The sequence below is a fragment of the Stenotrophomonas sp. AG209 genome (assembly GCF_003550055.1).
In the GTDB taxonomy this organism is placed as follows: Bacteria; Pseudomonadota; Gammaproteobacteria; order Xanthomonadales; family Xanthomonadaceae; genus Stenotrophomonas.
Genome location: NZ_QXDB01000001.1, coordinates 2,063,267 through 2,083,824, shown reverse-complemented (window position 1 = coordinate 2,083,824; position 20,558 = coordinate 2,063,267). Strand labels below are relative to the sequence as shown.

General features: G+C 69.2%; 18 protein-coding genes. 6 read left to right on the top strand and 12 right to left on the bottom strand.

What is annotated here, in order from left to right:
- Positions 1-41: 41 nt before the first annotated feature.
- From DFO63_RS09675 to DFO63_RS09645, 7 genes are all read right to left on the bottom strand, one after another.
- The gene (locus DFO63_RS09675) at positions 42-632 is read right to left on the bottom strand and encodes a Sua5/YciO/YrdC/YwlC family protein (protein ID WP_080347457.1); all 591 of its coding nucleotides are present in this window, start codon (positions 630-632) and stop codon (positions 42-44) included.
- 110 nt (positions 633-742) lie between these two features.
- Positions 743-3,229 (bottom strand): DNA topoisomerase I, encoded by a 2,487-nt coding sequence (locus tag DFO63_RS09670; RefSeq protein ID WP_119006818.1) that lies wholly within the window; start codon positions 3,227-3,229, stop codon positions 743-745.
- Between the two features lie 193 nt (positions 3,230-3,422).
- A complete protein-coding gene (locus tag DFO63_RS09665; RefSeq protein WP_014038638.1) occupies positions 3,423-4,352 on the bottom strand; it encodes an RDD family protein in 930 nt (309 codons plus the stop codon).
- Positions 4,353-4,401: 49 nt separating this feature from the next.
- Positions 4,402-5,166: a pilin gene (locus tag DFO63_RS22435; RefSeq protein ID WP_119006817.1), complete on the bottom strand. Its 765-nt coding sequence runs from the start codon at positions 5,164-5,166 to the stop codon at positions 4,402-4,404.
- A 39-nt stretch (positions 5,167-5,205) separates the two neighbouring features.
- Positions 5,206-5,679, bottom strand: coding sequence for a DUF494 family protein (locus tag DFO63_RS09655; RefSeq protein WP_005419622.1), 474 nt, complete (start codon positions 5,677-5,679; stop codon positions 5,206-5,208).
- A 43-nt stretch (positions 5,680-5,722) separates the two neighbouring features.
- Positions 5,723-6,850 (bottom strand): DNA-processing protein DprA, encoded by a 1,128-nt coding sequence (gene dprA / locus DFO63_RS09650; protein WP_119006816.1) that lies wholly within the window; start codon positions 6,848-6,850, stop codon positions 5,723-5,725.
- Between the two features lie 130 nt (positions 6,851-6,980).
- On the bottom strand, positions 6,981-8,111 hold the full coding sequence (locus DFO63_RS09645; RefSeq protein ID WP_014038635.1) for a LysM peptidoglycan-binding domain-containing protein: 1,131 nt from the start codon (positions 8,109-8,111) through the stop codon (positions 6,981-6,983).
- 126 nt (positions 8,112-8,237) lie between these two features.
- Between DFO63_RS09645 and def the strand changes: the two genes are divergently transcribed.
- The 5 genes from def (at position 8,238) to DFO63_RS09620 (ending at position 14,271) form a co-directional block, all read left to right on the top strand.
- Positions 8,238-8,750 carry a peptide deformylase gene (gene def / locus DFO63_RS09640; protein ID WP_008267110.1) on the top strand — a complete coding sequence of 171 codons (513 nt, stop codon included), beginning with the start codon at positions 8,238-8,240 and terminating at the stop codon, positions 8,748-8,750.
- Positions 8,751-8,870: 120 nt separating this feature from the next.
- A complete protein-coding gene (gene fmt / locus DFO63_RS09635) occupies positions 8,871-9,794 on the top strand; it encodes a methionyl-tRNA formyltransferase (protein ID WP_075676082.1) in 924 nt (307 codons plus the stop codon).
- A gap of 3 nt (positions 9,795-9,797) precedes the next feature.
- A complete protein-coding gene (gene rsmB, locus DFO63_RS09630; protein WP_049443285.1) occupies positions 9,798-11,129 on the top strand; it encodes a 16S rRNA (cytosine(967)-C(5))-methyltransferase RsmB in 1,332 nt (443 codons plus the stop codon).
- Between the two features lie 23 nt (positions 11,130-11,152).
- Positions 11,153-12,862 (top strand): glycosyltransferase family 39 protein, encoded by a 1,710-nt coding sequence (locus DFO63_RS09625; RefSeq protein ID WP_049443286.1) that lies wholly within the window; start codon positions 11,153-11,155, stop codon positions 12,860-12,862.
- Between the two features lie 152 nt (positions 12,863-13,014).
- On the top strand, positions 13,015-14,271 hold the full coding sequence (locus DFO63_RS09620; RefSeq protein WP_101766143.1) for an O-antigen ligase: 1,257 nt from the start codon (positions 13,015-13,017) through the stop codon (positions 14,269-14,271).
- 30 nt (positions 14,272-14,301) lie between these two features.
- Here DFO63_RS09620 and DFO63_RS09615 read toward each other — a convergent pair whose 3' ends face one another.
- Positions 14,302-15,108, bottom strand: a complete 807-nt coding sequence (locus tag DFO63_RS09615; RefSeq protein ID WP_119006815.1) for a glycosyltransferase family 2 protein — start codon at positions 15,106-15,108, stop codon at positions 14,302-14,304.
- Here DFO63_RS09615 and DFO63_RS09610 point away from each other — a divergent pair.
- Positions 15,107-16,165: a CDP-glycerol glycerophosphotransferase family protein gene (locus tag DFO63_RS09610; protein WP_101766141.1), complete on the top strand. Its 1,059-nt coding sequence runs from the start codon at positions 15,107-15,109 to the stop codon at positions 16,163-16,165. The genes DFO63_RS09615 and DFO63_RS09610 overlap by 2 nt on opposite strands.
- A 125-nt stretch (positions 16,166-16,290) precedes the next feature.
- Here the strand turns inward: DFO63_RS09610 and DFO63_RS09605 are convergent, their stop codons facing one another.
- The 4 genes from DFO63_RS09605 to DFO63_RS09590 form a co-directional block, all read right to left on the bottom strand.
- Positions 16,291-17,829 carry a PH domain-containing protein gene (locus tag DFO63_RS09605; protein ID WP_119006814.1) on the bottom strand — a complete coding sequence of 513 codons (1,539 nt, stop codon included), beginning with the start codon at positions 17,827-17,829 and terminating at the stop codon, positions 16,291-16,293.
- Positions 17,826-18,326 (bottom strand): PH domain-containing protein, encoded by a 501-nt coding sequence (locus DFO63_RS09600; protein ID WP_119006813.1) that lies wholly within the window; start codon positions 18,324-18,326, stop codon positions 17,826-17,828. The genes DFO63_RS09605 and DFO63_RS09600 overlap by 4 nt, the downstream gene beginning before the upstream one ends.
- A gap of 75 nt (positions 18,327-18,401) precedes the next feature.
- Positions 18,402-19,538, bottom strand: coding sequence for a GTP cyclohydrolase II RibA (ribA, locus tag DFO63_RS09595; RefSeq protein ID WP_119006812.1), 1,137 nt, complete (start codon positions 19,536-19,538; stop codon positions 18,402-18,404).
- A gap of 73 nt (positions 19,539-19,611) precedes the next feature.
- Entirely contained in the window at positions 19,612-20,532 is a 921-nt protein-coding gene (locus DFO63_RS09590) for a lauroyl acyltransferase (RefSeq protein WP_049443290.1), read from the bottom strand.
- Positions 20,533-20,558 lie beyond the last annotated feature (26 nt).

The following is a 20,558-nucleotide window of genomic DNA, read 5'->3' as shown; positions in this document are numbered from 1 at the left end:
CGGCAGGGTGCGCGATTGTACGCGGCAGTGCAATCGTCGGTTCAGGAGCGCAGCACGTTGCCGCTGAGCGCGTCGCGGATCGGGGTTGGCTGGGCCAGGCCGCCGGTCTCGCCATCAAGGATGCCATCGAGCAGGCGCAACAGGCGCGGATCCAGCTCGGCACGGCTGCGTGCCGGTGGTTCACCGGCCAGGTTGGCGCTGGTGGAGACCAGGGGGCCACCCCAGGCGCGGCACAGGGCGGCGACCAGTGGGTGGGCGCTGATGCGTACGGCGATGCCGCTGTGTTCACCGGTGACCCACGGTTGGGCGCGCGGACCGGCCGGCAGGATCCAGGTGTTGGCGCCCGGCCAGCTGGCCAGAACCGCACGCTGGCGGGCGTCGGGCAGCGCCTGCAGGCGCACCCAGCCCTCCAGCTGCGACAGTTCGGCGGCGACCAGGATCATGCCCTTCTCGATCGGGCGCTGCTTCAGCCGCAGCACCATGTGCACCGCCGCCTCATGCGACGGATCGCAGCCCAGGCCCCAGACCGCTTCGGTCGGATAGGCGATCACGCCGCCGGCGCGGAGCGTGGCGACAGCAGAGTCCAGGGTGAGTTCTTTCATGGCGGCGACCGGCCCGACGTGGGCCTTCATTATCCCCCTGCCGCGTGCAGAAGGGGTGGTGGGTGCGGACGGTAGGTGCGGACCGTAGGTGCGGACCGTTGGTCCGCACACCTTGACCCTCATCCACGCATGGCGTGGATCTACTTCTTGGCAGCGGCCTTCTTCGCCGGGGCCTTCTTTGCGGCCGCCTTCTTTACTGCTTTCTTGGCCGGGGCCTTCTTGGCAGGCGCTTTCTTTGCGGCGGCCTTCTTCGGCGCGGCTTCCTTCTTCACCGCCGCCTTCTTGGCCGGTGCCTTCTTCGCAGCGGCCTTCTTGGCGCCGAAGCCCTTGCGCACCGGCTTGCCGGTCTCTTCCATCAGCTGCTGCACTTCGGCCAGGGTCAGCGAGGCCGGCTCACGATCCTTGGGGATCTTGCCGTTCATCCTGCCGTCGCTGATGTACGGGCCGAAGCGGCCGTTCAGCACCTGGATGTCGCTGCCCTCGAACTCCTTGATGATCCGGTTGCGCGCGATCTCTTCCTTCTCTTCGATCAGGAACACGGCGCGGGCCAGGTCGATGGTGTACGGGTCGTCTTCCTTCTTCAGCGAGGCATAGGTGCTGCCGCGCTTGGCGAACGGGCCGAAGCGGCCGATGCCGACGCTGACCGGCTCGCCGTTGTCCTCGCCCAGCGCGCGTGGCATCAGGAACAGTTCCAGCGCGTCTTCCAGCGAGATGGTGTGCATCGACTGGCCGGGGCGCAGCGAGGCGAACTTCGGCTTCTCCTCGGCGTCCTCGGCGGTGCTGCCGATGGCGGCGTAAGGCCCGAAGCGGCCCAGCCGCACGCTGACCGGCTTGCCGGTCTTCGGGTCGGTGCCGAGCTCGCGCGCGCCACTGGCCTGGGCACGGTCCACCGATTCCTTCTTGTCTTCCACCAGCTCCTTGAACGGCTCCCAGAAGCGGGCCATCAGCGGGATCCACTCTTCTTCGCCACGCGAGACGGCGTCGAGCTCGTCTTCGAGCTTGGCGGTGAAGTCGTAGTCCACGTACCGGGTGAAGTGGCTGGACAGGAACTTGGACACCGCGCGGCCGACGTCGGACGGACGGAAGCTGCGGCCTTCCATTTCCACGTACTTGCGGAACAGCAGGGTCTGGATGATCGAGGCGTAGGTCGAGGGACGGCCGATGCCGTACTCTTCCAGCGCCTTCACCAGCGCCGCTTCGGTGTAGCGCGGCGGCGGCTGGGTGAAATGCTGCTCGGCCTGGATGCGTTCCAGCGGCACGCGGTCGCCAGGCTTCATCGCCGGCAGCTTGCGGCCTTCGTCTTCGTCTTCGGCGCTCTTGTTGTCCTTGCCTTCCTCGTATACGGCGAGGAAGCCGGGCACCACCACGGTGGTGCCGCTGGCACGGAACACGTGCTCGCTGCCAGCCGACAGGTCGACGCTGACCGTGTTGAGCGTGGCCGGAATCATCTGGCAGGCGACTGCGCGCTTCCAGATCAGTTCGTACAGGCGGCGCTCGTCTTCGGTCAGGAAGCGCGCCACCTGGGCCGGGGTGCGCAGGGCCGAGGTCGGGCGCACCGCTTCGTGCGCTTCCTGGGCGTTCTTCGACTTGGTCTGGTAGGTGTTCGGCTGGTCAGGCAGCGAGGCGATGCCGTAATCACGGGCGATCACGTCGCGGATTTCGGCCAGCGCGTCCTGCGACAGGTTCACCGAGTCGGTACGCATGTACGAGATCAGGCCGACGGTGCCTTCGTCACCGATCGCCACGCCTTCGTACAGCTTCTGCGCCACCTGCATGGTCTTGCGGGTGGTGAAGCCGAGCTTGCGCGAGGCTTCCTGCTGCAGGGTGGAGGTGGTGAACGGCGGTGCCGGGCGGCGCTTGCGCTCCTTGCTGGCCACGTCGGTGACATGCAGCGAGCCCTGCGCGGCCTGCTGGATGCGCAGGCGGGCGGCCTCGGCGGTGTCGCCGTCGGTGATGGTGAACTGTTCGAACTTCTGCCCGTCCAGCTTGATCAGCTTGGCGTTGAAGTGCTGCGACGGGTGTGCGCACTCGGCGGCGATCGACCAGTACTCGCGGGCGATGAAGGCTTCGATCTCTTCCTCGCGCTCGACGATCATGCGCAGCGCCGGGCTCTGCACGCGGCCGGCGGACAGGCCGCGCTGGACCTTGCGCCACAGCACCGGCGACAGGTTGAAGCCGACCAGGTAGTCCAGCGCGCGGCGCGCCTGCTGGGCATCGACCAGGTCGCTGGCGATCGCGCGCGGCTGGCTGATCGCTTCCTTGATGGCGCGCGGGGTGATCTCGGTGAACACCACGCGCTGCATCGGCTTGTCCTTGACCAGCCCGCGTTCCTTCAGGATCTCGGCGATATGCCAGCTGATCGCTTCACCCTCGCGATCCGGGTCGGTTGCCAGCAGGATGTCGTCGGCGCCCTTGGCGGCCTTGGCGATCGCGTCGACATGCTTTTCGTTCTTGTCGATCACGTCGTAGTGCATGGCGAACCCGTTGTCCGGGTCGACCGCGCCTTCCTTCGGAATCAGGTCACGCACATGCCCATACGAGGCCAGGACGGTGTAGTCCTTGCCGAGGTATTTGTTGATCGTCTTGGCCTTGGCCGGCGATTCGACGATGAGCAGGTGCTTGGGCATGGCAGCAGTGTCTGTGGGGCGAGCCGCAGGGGAGGGGCCGCTAGGGTGGAGCAAACGGCCGCATTAGTGAAGCGGCCACGGACAAATCAATACGCTGAACGCCCGGTAGTGTGCCGGGCGTTCAGGTTTCACCTTATTAGAGGAATCACGCCCGGCCAGCCCGTGTCAAGCAGCCAGACGTGAGGATGGCCGTTCATGAGGCCATCTTGGCGATGAAGCCGACCGCGGCCACCAGCAGCACCAGGCCCGCCAGCGACAGCAGGCCGGTCAGCACCAGGATCACGATGGTGACCGTACCCAGCTCATGGCGCTGCAGGTGCGGCTGGTCGGTGTAGGCCCAGCGATCGACCACCAGGGTGTCGCAGATCATGTCGTGCAGGCCCTGCTTGCGCTCGGTGAAGGCGGCCATCAGGAAGCCGATGCCGAGGGTGAAGCTGCTCAGCAGCATGGCCCAGTAGCGACCGAAGGCGCGGCCCTTGGTCAGGCGGTCACCGTTGCTGCGCACGACCTTGATGCCGACCGCCATCTTGCCCAGCGTGGCGCCACCCTGCGAGGAATGGAACCAGGTGTAGTAGGCAACGCCGATGGCCATGTTGATCAGCGCGCTGGCCACCTGCGCGACGATTTCGATGGAGGTCTCGCCACTGCCCACCGCGCCCATGCTGGCGCCAAGCACCACGCCGATGATGGCGCCGATGATGCCGCCCGGAATGGCCAGCACGAAGTAGTCGATCATGTACGCCGCTACGCGCTTCCAGAAGCCGGCATAGACCACCTCGCCGCCGATCACCGGCTGCGGGCCACCGGCACCGGCAGCGGCCGGCGCGCTGTAGGGCGAGCTGCTGAGCGCACCCGTGCCAGGCAGCGGTGCGGTGCCGTTGTCGATGGCGGCGTAGTCGCTGCGCAGGTCGAAGCCGCCACTGGCGGTGGCCGTGCTGGCGTCGGCCAGCGTCTGCAGGCCAAGCTCATCGACCACCTGGCGCAGTGCAGCCCACTGGGCCATGCCTTCGCGCCAGACCAGGGTGTCCAGGTTCAGTTCGCCGCGCTGGAAGCGCTGGCGGATTTCCTGGACCGGCAGCGGGCCCTGGCGTTGCTGTCCTTCGGCGTAGTACCACTCAGTCATTGCATGTTCCCTGTTGGATCGTCCTTGGAGGTGCTGCCGTGCGCGTGGCTCAGCCGCGGCACGACGGCGGCAGGTACTTGTCGTCGCTTTCACCGCTGCATTCCCAGCGGCCGCTGTCGCGATCATATTCCAGCCACAGCAGGTCGCCATCGAGGCTCTTGCCAGGCACGGCCAGCGTTGCTTCGATGCCACAGTGGCCGTTGTTGAAGCGGCCGATGTTCACCGCCGACAGGCCGGCCTGGGTGAAATCACCCGGGGCCGGGAAACCGGCATCGTTGGCACCGGGGCAGCGGCCTTCGTCGTCGGCGAAGTGCTGCACCTGCTGTTTCAGCGGCTGCAGGGCATTGACCGCGGTGGCGACCTTGGCACGCACGGTGTAGTCGTTGTACGCGGGCAGGGCGATCGCCGCGAGGATGGCCACGATCGGCACCAGCACCAGCAGCAGGCCGCCGCCGATGATCGCGGTCAGGGCGCAACCGGAGAGCTTCTTTTTCGGGGGCGGTAGCACCCCGGCCGGGGTCTGCGTGGCATAGGGCGTGGACGGTGGCAGCACCGGTGGCTGCGGCGGAGGCGGCGCCACCGGTTCCGGTTCGGGTTCCGGCTCGGGTTCCACGGCCGGCGCGGCGACGTCCAGTGCCGGCACGATCAGGCCCAGCTCGTCGACGACGCTGCGCAACGGCTGCCATTGCGGCAGGCCGTCGCGCCAGACCAGGGTGTCCAGGGAGATCTGGTTGTTGCGGAACAACTCGACCAACTGTTCCGCCGGCAGCGGGCCTTGCTGCCGGTTGCCTTCTGCGTGGAACCACTCGCTCACGGGGACGCTCCTGAATGCGCTATGCCCCCAAGTGTACGGTCAGTGCAGGGGTTCTGGCTCGTCCATGAACATCTGCGTCTCCATCCAGGCATAGGCCGCTTCGGAGCCGGGCTGGTTGAACAGCACCATCAGCACGACCCACTTCAGGTCGTCCAGGTCCAGTTCGTCCTGGTCCAGGGCCATCGCCCGGTCCAGCACCAGCTCGCGCTGATCGGCGTCGAGGATGCCGTGCTGTTCCAGGTACAGCAGGAAGCCGCGGCATTCCACGTCCAGCTTGTCCAGCTCGGGGCCATGGTAGATGCGCACGGGGCCATCGACCCGCGCCTGGGCCACGCTCGGCCGCTGCGCAGCCAGGGCATCGAGCCAGTCGAACGCCTTGTTGATCTCGGTGGGGCTGAAACCGGCCTGGATCAGGCCGTTCTGGAGCGAATCGCGGTCACGGATCAGGTCCGCATCTTCGCTGAAATAGTGTTCAAACAGGTACAGCAGTACGTCCAGGATGCTCTCTTTCATTGCCCCTCGGCCTGCGTCGCGCGACGCTGTGGAGGTGAAGAAACTAGGGAGTTCGACAGTAGCGGCCGTGTACGCACACCACGATTCCCGCCAGTTCCATGGCCAGCAGCATGGAGGACACCTGTGACGCCGTCAATCCACAGCGCGTGATCAGTGAATCCATACCGCTTGGGTTGTGGTCCAGGGCCCGCCACAAGCACTGGTAGTCAGGGTCGTCGGCCCAGCGCGCCGGCAGGAGCGCCGGCGGTGCCTGTTCAGTGGGGGTGGCCAACCGCGATTGCAAGCCCGGCAGTTGCTGGCGAAGGGCGGGGGCGAGCAGTTCCAGGACCTCCTCGGGACGCTCGACCAGCGCCGCGCCCTCACGGATCAGGCGGTGGCAGCCGGCCGCACGTGGGTTGAGCACCGACCCGGGCAGGGCACAGACCTCGCGGCCCGCCTCGGCGGCCAGGCGCGCGGTGATCAGCGCGCCCGAGCGCTGGGCGGCCTCGACCACCACCGTGGCCAGCGCCAGCCCGGCCACCAGCCGGTTGCGCGCGGGGAAGTGGCCGGGGCGGGCAGCCGTGCCCGGCAGGTACTCGCTGAGCACCACGCCTTCGGCGGCGATCCGCGCCTGCAGCCGGGCGTGGCTGTCCGGATAGGCCCGGTCAGGGCCGGTGCCGATCACCGCCACGGTGCAGCCGCCGGCCTCCAGCGTGGCCTGGTGCGCGGCCGCATCGATGCCTGCGGCCAGGCCACTGGTCACCGCCAGGCCCGCCTCGACGAAGCAGCCGGCAAAACGTGCGGCCAGTGCGCGCCCGCCCGGGGTGGGTGAGCGGCTGCCGACCAGCGCCACCGAGGGGCGCCAGGCCAGGCTGGGGTCGCCGGCCACGAACAGGGCCAGCGGCGGATTGGGTACCTCCAGCAGTGATGGCGGAAAGGCCGGATCGGTGCAGGGCAGCAGGTGATGGTTGTCCTGTTCCAGCCAGCGCCGGGCGGCTGTCCAGGCCCGGGTATCGGGGCGGTCCAGCGCGGCGCACTGCTCCGGCGTGCAACCGTGCGCGCGCCAGGTCGCAGTGCCTTGCGCGATGGCGGCTTCCGCATCGCCCGCGGCCTGCAGCAGGGCCCGTCGGGGCGCCAGTGCACCTCCCGCCATCAGCAGGCGCAGCAGCGCCTCATATGCATGCGTGGTCATCCCCCACTATCGGCCGCACGCAACAAAGGCGCCCTAGGGCGCCTTCGCGCGTGGCTGTCAGGTTTTGCCGGAGGTGCCTGCCGGTCCGCGGCCGGCACTCCCTGCGGTGGCCGGGGCAGCCCGGCAACCGTTACTTCGCGTCCGGGTGCAGCGCGTTGTAGCCCACCCGCACCGGCTTCACGCCCTGCATCACCAGCGCGTAGCTGACGTTGTCGAAGGTGCGGAACACCATCGCATGCGCGGCGTATTCGTCCGGCAGCGAGACCCGGCCCGCGCCGGTGCTGAGCGAGTCGTCCATGCGCGAGGAGGTCGGATACTTCATGCGGTGCGCCACATGGCGGCCCGGGCGCCACAGCGAGAACACGGTGCCGTTGTCCACGCCCTGGGCGCGGCCGGCCGAGATCGCGATCACGTCGCGCGGACCACCGGCGGTGAACATGTCGGTGACGGCCAGCACGCGCACGTCCACGCCCTCGACACCCGCGGCGGGCACGTGGGGCACGAACTGCAGGTCGTACGGCCTGGCTTCGACCGGCACCAGGCGGTCGCCGGCGCGCACTTCGCGGCCGCCGACGTTCTTGTCCAGCACCAGCGTGGAGGCCTCGACCTTGCCGCCGGCGATCTGGGTGATGGTGCCGGTGGCGACCTGGGCCAGCTCGTAGCCGAGCACGCCACGGCGGGCGTTGGGCGCGTTGTAGGCCTTCCACAGGTTGCCGCTGCCCGGGGTGACGTCGCCATTGGCGGTCAGGTCCTCGGTCGGCTTGGGCTGGGCGTAACGCACGGTCGGGCGTACCACGGCCCAGCGCTGGCCCACCTGGGCATCAGCCAGGCGCACGTAGACGGTGTCGCCGCCGGACACGCGCAGGCGGCTGTCCTCCAGGCCGACCACGTAGGGCAGCTGCTTGACGCTGTCGACAACGCTCAGCTGCTTCAGGAACGGCTCGACCTGGGCCAGCGGAATGGCGTCGATCGGGGCCTCCTGGCGCGGACCGGCCTGGGACACGGTCACCCGGTCCAGGTAGGCCAGGCTCAGCACGTCACCTGGATAGATCAGGTGCGGGTTGGCGATCTGCGGATTGGCTTGCCAGATCTCCGGCCACAGCCAAGGCTTCTGCAGGAAACGTGCGGCGATATCCCACAACGTATCCCCTTTTCGGACCACATAGGTGTCCGGGTGCCCGCCATTCACTTCCACGGCGGTAGCATAGGCAGCCACGGTCAGCATCGCCGCGGCGACGACCGTACGAAAACGAAGCAACATAGGTGTGAAGCCCTGATTCCCCAACAGGTCCGCGCACTATAGTCCAGAAACCGGGGCGCAAGGCAAGCGTTGGAGCTAGAATCTGCGACGTATGCCGGCGTGCCGGCCCCCTATCCGGAAACAGCTATGGCCCTTCTCCCCATTCTCGAGTTCCCCGATCCGCGCCTGCGTACCAAGGCTGCGTTGATCGAAGCCGCCGAAGTCACCACGCCGGCCTTCCAGGAACTGATCGACAACATGTTCCTGACCATGTACGACGCCCCGGGCATCGGCCTGGCCGCCACCCAGGTGGACGTGCACAAGCGCTTCATGGTCATCGATGTCAGCGAAGAGAAGAATGAACCGCATGTGTTCATCAACCCGGAAATCGTCGCCAAGGACGGGGGGCGGGTGTACCAGGAGGGCTGCCTGTCGGTCCCGGGCATCTTCGCCGACGTGACCCGCGCCGATACCATCACCGTGAAGTACCTGGACCGCAACGGCCAGGAGCAGCAGCTGGAGGCCGGCGAAGTGCTGGCCACCTGCATCCAGCACGAGATGGACCACCTGGACGGCAAGCTGTTCATCGACTATCTGTCGCCGCTCAAGCGCGAGATGGTCCGCAAGAAGCTGGCCAAGCAGCGCAAGCACGTGGCGTGATCGCCAATCCGGGCCGCCCTTCGGGTGGCCCGTGCCTGCGCGACGCGCGCGGGCTGTACGGCGCCGGCCGACGGCGCCGTTTTCTTTCCTGCACGAATCCATCCTGCAAGTGGGGTAGCCATGAGGATTGTCTTTGCCGGTACGCCGGAATTCGCGGTGTCGTCGCTGCGCGCTGCGGCGCGCCACCATGAGGTCGTGGCCGTCTATACCCAGCCTGATCGCCCGGCCGGCCGCGGCCGTGGCCTGGCGCCGTCGCCGGTCAAGCTCGAGGCCGTGGCCCGTGGCATTCCGGTCTACCAGCCCGAATCGCTGAAGGATGAGGCTGCCCAGCAGCAGCTGCGCGACCTGCAGCCGGACCTGATGGTGGTGGTGGCCTACGGTCTGATCCTGCCCAAGGCGGTACTGGCGATCCCGACCCACGGCTGCTGGAACGTGCATGCCTCGCTGCTGCCGCGCTGGCGCGGTGCCGCGCCGATCCAGCGCGCGATCCAGGCCGGTGATGCAAAGACCGGCGTGTGCCTGATGCAGATGGAAGCCGGCCTGGATACCGGCCCGGTGCTGCTGCACCAGGAGCTGCCGATCGCGGCCACCGATACCGGCGGCCAGCTGCATGACAAGCTGGCCGAACTGGGCGCACAGGTGCTGTCCGACGGCCTGGGCCTGCTGCGTGCCGGCATCAAGCCGATCGCGCGGCCGCAGCCCGAGCAGGGCGTGACCTACGCGCACAAGCTGGACAAGGCCGAAGCCCGCCTGGACTGGGCGCAGGACGCCGATGCACTGGCGCGCACCGTGCGTGCCTTCAATCCGTGGCCGATCGCCGAGGCCACGCTGGCCGGCGAGCGCGTGCGCATCCACGGCGCGGTCGCCCTTGACCTGGCCCATGGCCAGGCGCCGGGGACGGTGCTGGCGGCCAGCCGCGATGGCATCGACATCGCCTGCGGCCAGGGCGCGCTGCGCCTGCGCACGCTGCAGCGCGAAGGCGGCAAGGCGATCACCGCCGCCGACTACCTCAATGCCCGCCGCGACCTGCACGTGGGGGCATAAGCGGTGTCGAAGCAGAATGATTTCTCCGTCGCCAAGGCGGCGCCGGGCGCGGCCACCCGCATGCTGGCCGCACGCGTGCTGGCGCAGGTGTTCACCCGTGGCCGCTCGCTGAAGGCGGAACTGGCCTGGGCGCTGCCCAAGCTGGCCGACAGCCGCGATCGTGCGCTGCTGGAAGCGCTGTGCTTTGCAGTCCTGCGCCGTCGTAGTACCTATGACGCGGCCTTGCAGTCGTGGATGCAGAAGCCGCTGTCGGCACGCGACGCCGACCTGCGCACCCTGTTGATGGTGGGCTTCGCCCAGCTGGACGTGCTGGAACTGCCGGCGCATGCGGCGCTGTCGGCCACGGTCGACGCCGCCCGCGCGCTGGGCCGTGAGCGCCAGGCCGGCCTGGTCAACGCGATCCTGCGCCGCGCGCAGCGTGAGGGATTCCCGGAACAGCCGGCGCGCGATGCCTTCCCGGAGTGGCTGGCCGATGCCGTCGAGCGCGACTGGCCGGCCCAGGCCGAGGCGATCTTCGCCGCCAGCCTGCAGCCGGCGCCGTTGTGGCTGCGGGCCAACCGCCAACAGGGGGGGCGTGACAAGGCGCTGGCCACGCTGGCCGAGGCCGGCATTGCCGCCGAAGCCAGCCCGCTCAGCGCCGACGCGCTGCGCCTGGCGGCGCCGATCGCGGTGAACCAGCTGCCGGGGTTCGCCGACGGTGCGCTGTCGGTGCAGGACCTGTCGGCGCAATGTGCGGCGGACGCGCTGGCACCGGCGTCCGGCGCCCGCGTGCTGGACGCCTGCGCGGCACCGGGTGGCAAGTCGGCGCACCTGCTGGAACGTGACCCGAGCCTGCGCCTGCTGGCGCTGGATATCGATGCGCGCCGCCTGGCGCGTGCCCGCGATACCTACACCCGCACCGGTGTGGGTGACGGGGCGCAGACCCGGGTGGCCGATGCCAGCGACCCCGGTGCCTGGTGGGATGGCACCCCGTTCGACGCCATCCTGCTGGATGCGCCGTGTTCGGCCACCGGCGTGATCCGCCGCCAGCCGGACGTGATGTTCCACCGCCGCGCCGAGGATATCGATGCGCTGGTCGGCGTGCAGGCCCGCCTGCTGGAGGCCTGCTGGTCGATGCTGCGCCCGGGCGGCGTGCTTTTGTACGCCACCTGTTCGATCCTGCGCGCCGAGAACGTCGATCAGGTGCGGGCCTTCCTGAAGTGGCATCCGGACGCGGTGGCACAGCCTCTGGATGACACATTCGGCCTGGACTGCGAGGGGATCGCGCGCCAGCGACTGCCGGGTGACAGCGATGCTGACGGTTTCTTTTACGCGCGTCTGCTAAAAACAGCCTGACCCCCGCTGACGTTCCGAGTCCCATGCTGAAATCCCGCGCGTCGCGCGAGACGTGGTTGTTCGTGGTGATGGCCCTGCTGGTGCTGGGGGCCGGGCTGGGCCTTCGTGATCCGTGGCCGTCGGACGAACCGCGCTTCGCGCTGGTGGCCAAGCAGATGTTCGACAGCGGCCATTGGCTGTTCCCGCACCGCGGGACCGAGCTGTACTCGGACAAGCCGCCGATGCTGATGTGGTGGCAGGCCACGCTGTACAGCCTGATCGGGCAGTGGCGCGTGGCCTTCCTGCTGCCCTCGCTGCTGGCGGCACTGGGCACGCTGTGGTGCGTGGTCGACCTGGGGCGGCGGCTGTGGACGCGGCGGGTGGGACTGTATGCCGGCTGGGCGCTGCTGTTCGCGCTGCAGTTCACCTTCCAGGCGAAGAAGGCGCAGATCGATCCACTGCTGCTGCTGTTCATCACCCTGGCCAACTACGGCCTGCTGCGTCACCTGCTGCTGGGGCCCGCCTGGCGCTGGTGGTGGCTGGGCTGGTTCTTCGCCGGCATCGGCGTGATCACCAAGGGCGTGGGCATGCTGGCGCTGCTGATGATCGTACCCGCGGCAATCGCCGCGGCACTGCAGTGGCCACGGGTGGGCCTGCACGCGCGCGATGCGCGCTTCTGGCTGGCGCCGCTGGCCTTCCTGCTGGCGGTGTCGTTGTGGCTGGCGCCGATGCTGCTGGCCGGCTTTGCCACCGGCTCGGACGAGTACCGCGCCTACATGGACGACATCCTGTTCCAGCAGACGGCGCAGCGCTACACCCATTCCTGGGACCACCACCAGCCCGCCTGGTACTTCCTGGCGACGATGCCGCTGATGTGGATCCCGGCGTTTCTGGCCCTGCCCTGGGCGATTCCGGCCTGGCGCCGCCGGCTGCAACGCCGCGACCCGCGCTATCTGCTGCCGCTGGCCTGGTGGCTGATGGTGGTGCTGTTCTTCTCGATTCCCGCCGGCAAGCGCGACGTCTACATCCTGCCGGCGCTGCCGATGTTCTGCCTGGTGCTGGCACCGCTGTTGCCGGGGTTGCTGAAGCGGCGCGATGTGCAGGCCGTGGTGGGGCTGTTCACCGGCCTGCTGTCACTGGGCCTGGCGGTGGCCGGCGCGATGGCGGTGCTGGGTGACCCGGCCTTCGAGCTGCGCCTGACCCACAGCCGCGGGCTGGCCCCCGGGGCCGTCGACGCGCTGGCGTGGACGATCCTGGCGATGGGCCTGTGGGGCGGATTGAGTCTGCTGGCCTGCGGCCGTCGCCGACAGCTTGCGCTGGTGTCGACCCTGGCGATGGTCTGGGTGCTGTACAGCCTGGTCGGCTACCCGCTGCTGAACGATTCCAGTTCCGCCCGTGGCCTGATGCGCACGGTCGGTACCCGTCTGGGCCCCGATGCCGAGCTGGGGCTGGTGGCCTGGAAGGAGCAGCACCTGCTGCTGGCCGACCGACCCGCGGCGACCTTCGGTTTCGAGACTGACTGGGACGAGCAGCTGGTGGCGGCCACGCGCTGGCAGCGGCTGGTGCCCGGACGTCGTTGGCTGCTGGTCCACGAGTACGCGATGCTGTCGTGCGTCGACCGCAACCGCTCTGAACTGGCCGGCGTGGCCAACCGGCGGCGCTGGTGGCTGGTGCCGGCGGCGGCGGTGACGGTGCCCTGCGTGGTCACTGCCGAGGAGCGGGAACGTGAACGGCGTTTGCAGGAACATGACTAGCCAGCACGATTTCCGCTTGTCCAGTCTGCCCAAGCGGGCCCAAAGGCAGTAAAACAGCAGGCTGGGACGGCCCCCGTTGGTCCTTCCCGTTCTTCCAGCAGATTGCAGCGATACTTCCCGACGTGCCAGCTTCACCGGACAACCTGAACTTCATGGCCGGCGACCCGCTGGGCGTTCCCGTCGGTGGGCGCCAGGGGGTTGCACACGGGCTGGCCCAGCTGGGCCTGTTCTGCCTGCCGGCACTGGTGCTGACCGTGCCGATCAACCTGTTGCCGTACGGTCTCCTGCTGCTGCTCAGCACCCTGCTGGCGCCGGAGCTGCTGTGGCGCGCGCGCGGCATGGCCGGCCAGCCAGTGAAGGTACTGGCCTGGCTGATGCTGGCGGTGCTGGCGCTCGGCGTACTGTCGGTGGTGCTGTTCGAACAGGGCCTGCGTGACGTCGACAACCGTTCGCGGTTCGTGGTGATCCCATGGATCGCGCTGTGGGTCTGCGCGCTGCGTCCCAACCTGCGGTGGCTCTGGTACGGATCATTGACCGGCCTGCTCGCCACCTTTGCGATGTCGCTGTGGCAGGTGCTGGGCGGCGCCCCGCGCGCGGAGCTGTTCACCAACGCCATCGTGCTGGCCGACATCGTGATGGTGTTGATGGTGCTGCTGGTGTTCTGCCGCCCATCGCGGCGCTGGTCGCTGGTGATCCTCGGCATGGCCGCCGGCTGCGGCACCATCGTGCTGACCGGCAGCCGCGGTGTGTTCGCCGCCTTGCTGGCGCTGCTGGTGGTGCTGGCGCTGAGCCTGCGCTGGCGCACCGGTGCGGCGCGCCTGTCGGTGCTGGCCGGCATGCTGGCGATCGGTGCGACGCTGCTGCTGTCGGTACCGGAGCTGCGCCACCAGGTCCGCCTGAGCGAGCTGCACAGCGACGTGCAGCGGATGGAGCTGGGCGACAGTGATTCTTCCGCCGGCGCCCGCGTCGAGCGCCTGCAGGTGGCCTGGCAGACCTTCCTCGATCATCCGCTGGTGGGTGTTGGCATCGGTCATTTCGACAGTGCGATGCAGCGCGTGCCGGTCTGCCGGGAGAACCCGGCAGAATTGCGCTGCCACCTGGGGCATGCACACAACGACGTGGCCGAATGGGCGGCGACCCAGGGCGTACCGGGCCTGCTGCTGTTGCTGGCGGTGTATGGCATCCCGCTGTGGTTGTTCGTGCGCCTGCATCGCCGCAGTGGACGGGCGACCTTCCGGGGGCCGGCCGCAGCCGGCGTCATGCTGGTGATCACCTACGCGCTGTGCGGGCTGACCCAGTCGATGTTCGCGCACCAGATGACGGCCAGTTTCTACGTGACCCTGGTCGGCCTGCTGACCGGCCTGTCGATCGTCGAAGGCACGCGCCACCGGGCGATCACCGGGTCGTGATGCCGCGTCGCGCCGGGCAGGGCCCGGCGATCAGCGGTTCGGCGGGTCGGCCACGGCCTGGCCGTTGCCCAGCATCCACAGCATGATGGTCTTCTGGCGCACGTAGTTGGCGCGCACATAGGCGTAGACCAGACCGTGCCAGCCGTCGCGGAAGCCACCGCGGAACACGAAGCCGCGCCAGAACCGCCAGGCCGGGGCCAGCACCAGCTTGCTCAGCGTGGCCCGCTTGCCGCGTGCGAACTCGTGCTCGGCCATCATCCGCGCGTACTTCTCGGTCTTGGCCAGCTGCTGCTGCAGGGAGCGGTACGGGTAATGGACCAGATCGCCGCGCAGGGTGCCGACACTGCCGTCGACGCTGGCCGCCTCGTGGATCTCGCGCTTGCCGCGCCAGCCGCCGCGGCGGCGGTCGAACAGGCGCATCACCCGGTCCGGGTAGGCGTTGCCATGGCGCAGGAACTTGCCGAAGTACTCCGACAGGCGCGCGAAGCGATAGCCGGCATGGCCGGCGAAGCCACCGTCGCGGGCCTGTTCGATGGCCGCGCGCAGTTCCGGGCTGATCCGCTCATCGGCATCCAGGCACAGCACCCAGTCGTGGCGGGCCTGCTCCACACAGAATGCCTTCTGGCTGCGGAAACCATCGAACGCGCGCTGCAGCACGCGGGCGCCTGCGGCCTCGGCGATGGCCACGGTGGCATCGGTGGAGCACGAGTCCACGACGATGATCTCGTCGCAGAAGGCCAGCGAGGCCAGGCAGTCGCCGATGCGGCCGGCCTCGTTGAACGCGATAATGCAGGCCGAGATGCGAGGCCGTTCGATGGGAGCGGTCGTGGAGGACATGATGGCCGGGTACCTGTTGTTTGCGACGGAGCGCTATGCGCTGCCTATTCTCGCCCCGTTGGCGCAGGCCTTGCACGCCTCCGGGCAGGAGGTGGCGGCCTGGTTCGAGGACGGCGCGGCCGGCAGCAGCCTGCCGGGTGTGCCCAACATCGGCCTGAAACAGGCCCTGGCGATGCGGCCGCGTGCCGTGTTCAGCGCCGCCAACTGGGTGCCGACCTTCCTGTCCGGCGCCAAGGTGCAGCTGTTCCATGGCTTCAACGTGGAGAAGCGGGACAGTGCGCGCGGCCACTTCCGGGTGCGCGGCATGTTCGACCTGTACTGCACGCAGGGGCCGGCCACCACCGGGCCGTTCCGTGAGATCGCCGCCCTGCAGGGCCACTTCGCGGTGGCCGAGACCGGCTGGCCGAAGCTGGACCCGTTGTTCCGCGACGACGGTGGCGAGAGCGCCGCGTTGCGCGCAGCGGCGGGCGGGCGTCCGGTGATCCTGTTCGGTTCGACCTTCACCGAGCGCCTGAGTGCAGCGCCACACCTGCATGCGCAGATCGCCGCTGACATCGCCGAGGGCAACCGCTACTGGCTGCTGACCCTGCACCCGAAGTGCCCACCGGAACTGTTCGAGCGCTACCGCGCGCTGGCCGGTGCCAATGCCCGCTTCATCGAGCCCGAGCAGGTGATGGCCGCGCAACGCGCCGCCGATGTGCTGGTGTCGGACACCTCGTCGATCGTTTCGGAGTTCATCGTCCAGCACAAGCCGGTGGTGACCTTCCGCAACCGCGTGCCCAAGCCGCACATGATCGACTTCGACGACCCGGCGCAGCTGCCGGTGATGCTGCAGCGTGCGCTGCATCCGGACGCCGCGCTGCAGGCGGAGATCGTGCGCTACGCCGACGCCATCCATCCATACCGCGATGGCCTGTCCAGCGAGCGGGTGATCGCGGCCACCGAGGATTTCCTGTCCGGTGAAATGGGTGTGTTGCGGCGCAAGCCATTCGGCAGCTGGGTGCGCGACCTGCAGATCCGCAAGGACCTGGGGTACTGGGGCCCGTCGCAGCGCTGATCGGGTTGATGTGGATCCACGCCATGCGTGGATGCACGGCCCCGCTCGCGGTAGTGCCGGCCGCTGGCCGGCAACCTCGGGAATGTCTCCGGTTGCCGGCCAGCGGCCGGCACTACCTGTATTGCTTACCAGCGCAGCTTGCGCCGTGCCAGCGCCGCCGCCAGCTGCTCCATCACGTGTTGCGCCTGCGCCTGCGGCAGGTAGTGAAGGGTCAACGCCACATCACCGTGTGCACCGGCGGTATCCAGCTGCAGGCTGCTGGTGCCGAGCAGCTTGTCCAGCGGTGAACGCTGCAGGCGCAGGCCCTGCACCTTGTCCAGCTCGGCCCAGCGCCACCAGCGCTTCCACCAGCCGCCGCGCACGGCCACGTAGTGGTCATCCAGGTACCAGCCCATGCGCGCCATCTGCCGATGTGCCACCAGCAGCGCCACCGGCAGCCATGCGAGCACGACCAGCCCCCACGATCCCCAGCGCCAGTACGCGGCCGCTGCCAGCAACGGCACCAGCACCAGCGCGCCCAGGCACAGCCGCCACCAGCCACGCTGCGGGATGGACTGCCACTGCGCCGGTGGCCACTGCAGTTGTGGCAGCAGGTGCTGCACCAGCTGCGTGCAGCGCTCCTGGGTTGCCAGCGGCGCCAGCTCGCGCAGGGCGCGATCCTCATCGCGCGAAGGGCCGCCGGCAGCGCTGTCGATGCGCAGCTGGCGCAGGCCGAACCAGCGATGCAGGGTGCTTTCGCGCAGCGTCCAGGCCTGGATGCGGCGACGCGCGACACTACTCCGGGTGCGGCTGAGCAGGCCGGCCGACACGGTCAGGCGGCGATCCTGCTCGCTGAGGGTGAAGCCGTGATAGCGCAGCAGGGTCAGCACCACCGACAGCGCTCGCAGCGCCAGCCAGCCCAGCAGCAGTGCGGCAGCCAGCAGCAGGAAGGCGCCGGCCACGCCGGGATGCAGGTGGCTGGCATAGCCGAAGGCTTCCTGGCCGCCACGCTGGATGGCCGCGTCCATCACCGGCCGCGGCACGGTCTGGAACAGCACACCGAAGGCGGCGATCGCCAGTGCCCAACCGCGGTTGGAGAGCAGGCCCATGCGCACCACGTCCCAGCTCGACAGGCGCAGCAGCACCTGTTCGGTGTCGGCGTCGGTGAACGAGGGGGCGGCGACAACGTCAGCGGCCTGCGGTGCCTGCCCACGCTGGCGCACCAGTCGTTCCAGCGCCAGCGCCTGGTCCAGCTTCAGCACGCGCATCTCCGCTTCCGGGCGCACGCCGCCGGCCGATTCCAGGCGCAGCTCGGCCACGCCGAACAGACGGTGCAGCGGGTTCTGCCGCACTTCCACGTTGTGGATGCGGGCGAATGGGATCTCGCGGCGGTTGCGCGCCAGCAGCCCGCTGCGCACGGTGATCGCATCGCTGCCGATGCGGTAGCGGTAGCTGAGGTACTGCAGCACCGAGACCAGCACCAGCGCGGCAATCGCAGACAGCGGAATCAGCTGCGCCCACATCGGGTCGCGATCGCCGCGCTGGCCGAACACCAGCAGCGCCACCAGTGGCAGGAAGTAGTGGCGCAGCTGCATCAGCAGCACGAACAGCCACGACCACGGGTGCAGGCGATGGTCCTCGCCACCGGCAGGCAGCGATGCGGGCAAGGGCGGCGGCAGGCTCACAGGGCGTCGGCGTCCTGGTCCAGCTGGTGCGAGAGGGTGTCGCGCAGGCGCTCGGCGTCGGCTTCATCCAGGCCGCTTACGGTCACCGCGCTCATGCGGGTACCGGCGGTGTGCACGATCAGCGTGGCCAGGCCGGCGCGGCGTTCCAGCGGGCCGCGACGCAGGTCCAGGTGCTGCACGCGCGAAATGGGGATGCGCGTTTCCAGCTGCCACATCAGGTCGCGGCGCAGGCCCAGCCCCTGGGCATCCAGCCGCCAGCGGGTGCGGGTCAAGCGCCGGCGGCCGAGCCAGGCGCCGAAGACGATGCCGATCAGCAGCCCAAGGGCGGCCGTCCACAGGCCGCCGGGCAGATCGAAGAACCATGCGGCCGCGGCCAGCGGCAGGCCCGGCACGAACAGGCCGCCGAAGGCGCCTTCCAGTGCAGCGAGGCGGGCAGCGCGTTGCGGCAGCGACTGCCAGGCATCGGTGGGCGGGGAGGGCAGGAGGACGTCGGTCACGCGGGCTCCGTCAGGCGGCAGGGCGGGCGATGGCGGCCGAGACCGCACCGCGCAGACGGTAGCAGGTCGGCTGCGTTACTGCGCAGCCTGGATCAGCGCGTCGACATCCAGCATGTGGCCTGCGCGATCGGCCTTGGTGCGCAGGTAATGCTCGTTCTCGGCGGTGATCTCGCCGGTGACCGGAATGCAGTCCAGCACCTCGATGCCGGCGTTGCGCAGGCGCTGTGCCTTGATCGGGTTGTTGCTGAGCAGGGCCACGCGCGAAATGCCCAGGCCATGCAGCATCGCCACCGCACTGCCGTAGCGGCGCTCGTCGGCACCGAAGCCCAGCTGTGCATCGGCATCGATGGTGTCCAGGCCGTCGTGCTGGTAGCCGTAGGCGCGCATCTTGGCGGCGATGCCGGTGCCGCGGCCTTCCTGGTCCAGGTACAGCAGCACACCGCCGCCCAGTTCCTTCAGCTTGCGCAGGCCGCGCCGCAGCTGGTCGCCGCAGTCGCACTTGAGTGAGCCGAACAGGTCGCCGGTCAGGCACGAGGAGTGCACGCGTACAGGCACCACCGCCGACAGGTCTGGTTCGCCGACGATGATCGCGACCTGGTCGCGCTGGGCCACGCCGCCGCGGAACACCGCGAAGGTGGTCATGCCGACGTCGCGCAGCGGCACCGGCGAGCGCGCCACCAGTTCGTAGTCGTGGGTGGCGTGGGCCGCGCCCTCGGCCAGATCGCAAAGCGCCACTTCAGCAGCGCCATTGAAGGTGCTGTCATCTGCATCCAGGCGCACAGCCACCATTGCCGGCAGCAGCAGGCCCAGCCGGGCCAGCTCCACCGCGCCGGCATCGAAGGCGTCACCAGCGCTCCAGCCATCCGGCATCGGGCCGGGCTCGCGCAGGTAGCCCAGCGAGGGCAGGGCATCGAAGGCGACACCGGCCAGCGGCAGGCGCGCGCCTTCCGGGGCCTCCACGCCGAGCACGCGGGCGCGGGTGGCGGTCAGGAACAGGTAGTGGCGTTCGCGCGCGGCAGCGGCGAAGGCAGCGAAGCTGCTGGCGGTGGCACTGTCCAAGGCGATCACCGCCAGGCGCTGGCCCTGGCCATCGTGGAGCAGCACCGGGCGGCCGGCACGCAGTTCGGCCACCGCGCGTTCGCAGCGGATCGCGGCGGGATCGCCGAACAGGGAAGAGGCAGCAGGCATGGCAGGACCGGGGGAGGCGGACATCGCAGTCTCTATGGGGGCGCCGGCGTCGTATTCAACGTGGTGCGGCCGCCGGTCGCAGGTGACCGGACAGCCGTCAGTGCGGATGCTCTTCGGTCGCGTATGGGTCTTCCTCGCCGCTGCCCGGTGGCCGCAGCGTATAGCGCTTGTAGGTCCACTGGTACTGCGTCGGGTCGCGGCGGGCGATGCGCTCGATGCCAGCATTGAGCGCGGTGGCCGCCACCTGCGGGTCCGGATCAGCAACAGCCGGGTCGGTCGGCTCGATGTGCAGGGCGAATTCCATGTCCGGCCCGATGCGTTCGCACCAGCCATACAGCACGGTGGCGCCGGTGCGCTCGGCCAGCCGGTTGACCAGGGTCATGGTCAGTGCCTGCACGCCGAAGAACGGCACGAACACGCCGTCGCCGGCCTTGGGCTGCTGGTCGGGCAGGATGCCGGTGGCACCGCCGTCCTTGAGTACCTTGAACAGCTGGCGCACGGCCGGACCCTCGGCGCGCACCTGCTGCACGTTCTGGCCGCCCCGCACCAGCTGCAGGAAGGCATCGCTGGCCTCGTCTTCCGGTGGCTTGTAGACGATGGCGATCTGCCCGCGCGAGGCCAGCCACTGGTTCAGCAGCTCCCAGTTGCCGAAGTGCGGCGCGGCCACGATCACGCCCTTGCCGCTGGCCAGGGCCGCGTCGTACAGGGCTTCGCCGTGGCGCTGCTTCAGGTGCAGGCGCAGGTTGTCGGCCGGTTGCTGGCTCCACAGGCGCAGGGTCTCGATGGCCTGCAGCGCGGTGGAGCGCAGCAGTTCGCGGTGCAGGCGGTCGCGTGCAGGACCGTCCAGCTCCGGGTAGGCCAGTTCGAGGTTACGCCGGGTGACGCGGCTCTCACGAGCGTTGAGACGGACCCACGTCCACGCCAGGGCGTACGCGAACCCCCGCAGCAGCGGCCAGGGCAGGCGGGCGAACAGGGTGGTGGCGCGGTAGACCAGCCGGGCTTTGCGTTGCGGATTCATCGGCGCCAGTTTAGCCAAGGGCGCTG

What these genes read in the sequence shown, in the direction of transcription:
- dprA (WP_119006816.1), bottom strand. Translation starts at nt 6,850, where the DNA reads ATGACCACGCATGCATATGAGGCGCTGCTGCGCCTGCTGATGGCGGGA.
- DFO63_RS09655 (WP_005419622.1), bottom strand. Translation starts at nt 5,679, where the DNA reads ATGAAAGAGAGCATCCTGGACGTACTGCTGTACCTGTTTGAACACTAT.
- DFO63_RS09675 (WP_080347457.1), bottom strand. Translation starts at nt 632, where the DNA reads ATGAAGGCCCACGTCGGGCCGGTCGCCGCCATGAAAGAACTCACCCTG.
- DFO63_RS09620 (WP_101766143.1), top strand. Translation starts at nt 13,015, where the DNA reads ATGGCCGGCGACCCGCTGGGCGTTCCCGTCGGTGGGCGCCAGGGGGTT.
- DFO63_RS09645 (WP_014038635.1), bottom strand. Translation starts at nt 8,111, where the DNA reads ATGTTGCTTCGTTTTCGTACGGTCGTCGCCGCGGCGATGCTGACCGTG.
- DFO63_RS09625 (WP_049443286.1), top strand. Translation starts at nt 11,153, where the DNA reads ATGCTGAAATCCCGCGCGTCGCGCGAGACGTGGTTGTTCGTGGTGATG.
- ribA (WP_119006812.1), bottom strand. Translation starts at nt 19,538, where the DNA reads ATGTCCGCCTCCCCCGGTCCTGCCATGCCTGCTGCCTCTTCCCTGTTC.
- DFO63_RS09665 (WP_014038638.1), bottom strand. Translation starts at nt 4,352, where the DNA reads ATGACTGAGTGGTACTACGCCGAAGGACAGCAACGCCAGGGCCCGCTG.
- DFO63_RS09610 (WP_101766141.1), top strand. Translation starts at nt 15,107, where the DNA reads ATGATGGCCGGGTACCTGTTGTTTGCGACGGAGCGCTATGCGCTGCCT.
- def (WP_008267110.1), top strand. Translation starts at nt 8,238, where the DNA reads ATGGCCCTTCTCCCCATTCTCGAGTTCCCCGATCCGCGCCTGCGTACC.
- DFO63_RS09670 (WP_119006818.1), bottom strand. Translation starts at nt 3,229, where the DNA reads ATGCCCAAGCACCTGCTCATCGTCGAATCGCCGGCCAAGGCCAAGACG.
- DFO63_RS09615 (WP_119006815.1), bottom strand. Translation starts at nt 15,108, where the DNA reads ATGTCCTCCACGACCGCTCCCATCGAACGGCCTCGCATCTCGGCCTGC.
- fmt (WP_075676082.1), top strand. Translation starts at nt 8,871, where the DNA reads ATGAGGATTGTCTTTGCCGGTACGCCGGAATTCGCGGTGTCGTCGCTG.
- DFO63_RS09590 (WP_049443290.1), bottom strand. Translation starts at nt 20,532, where the DNA reads ATGAATCCGCAACGCAAAGCCCGGCTGGTCTACCGCGCCACCACCCTG.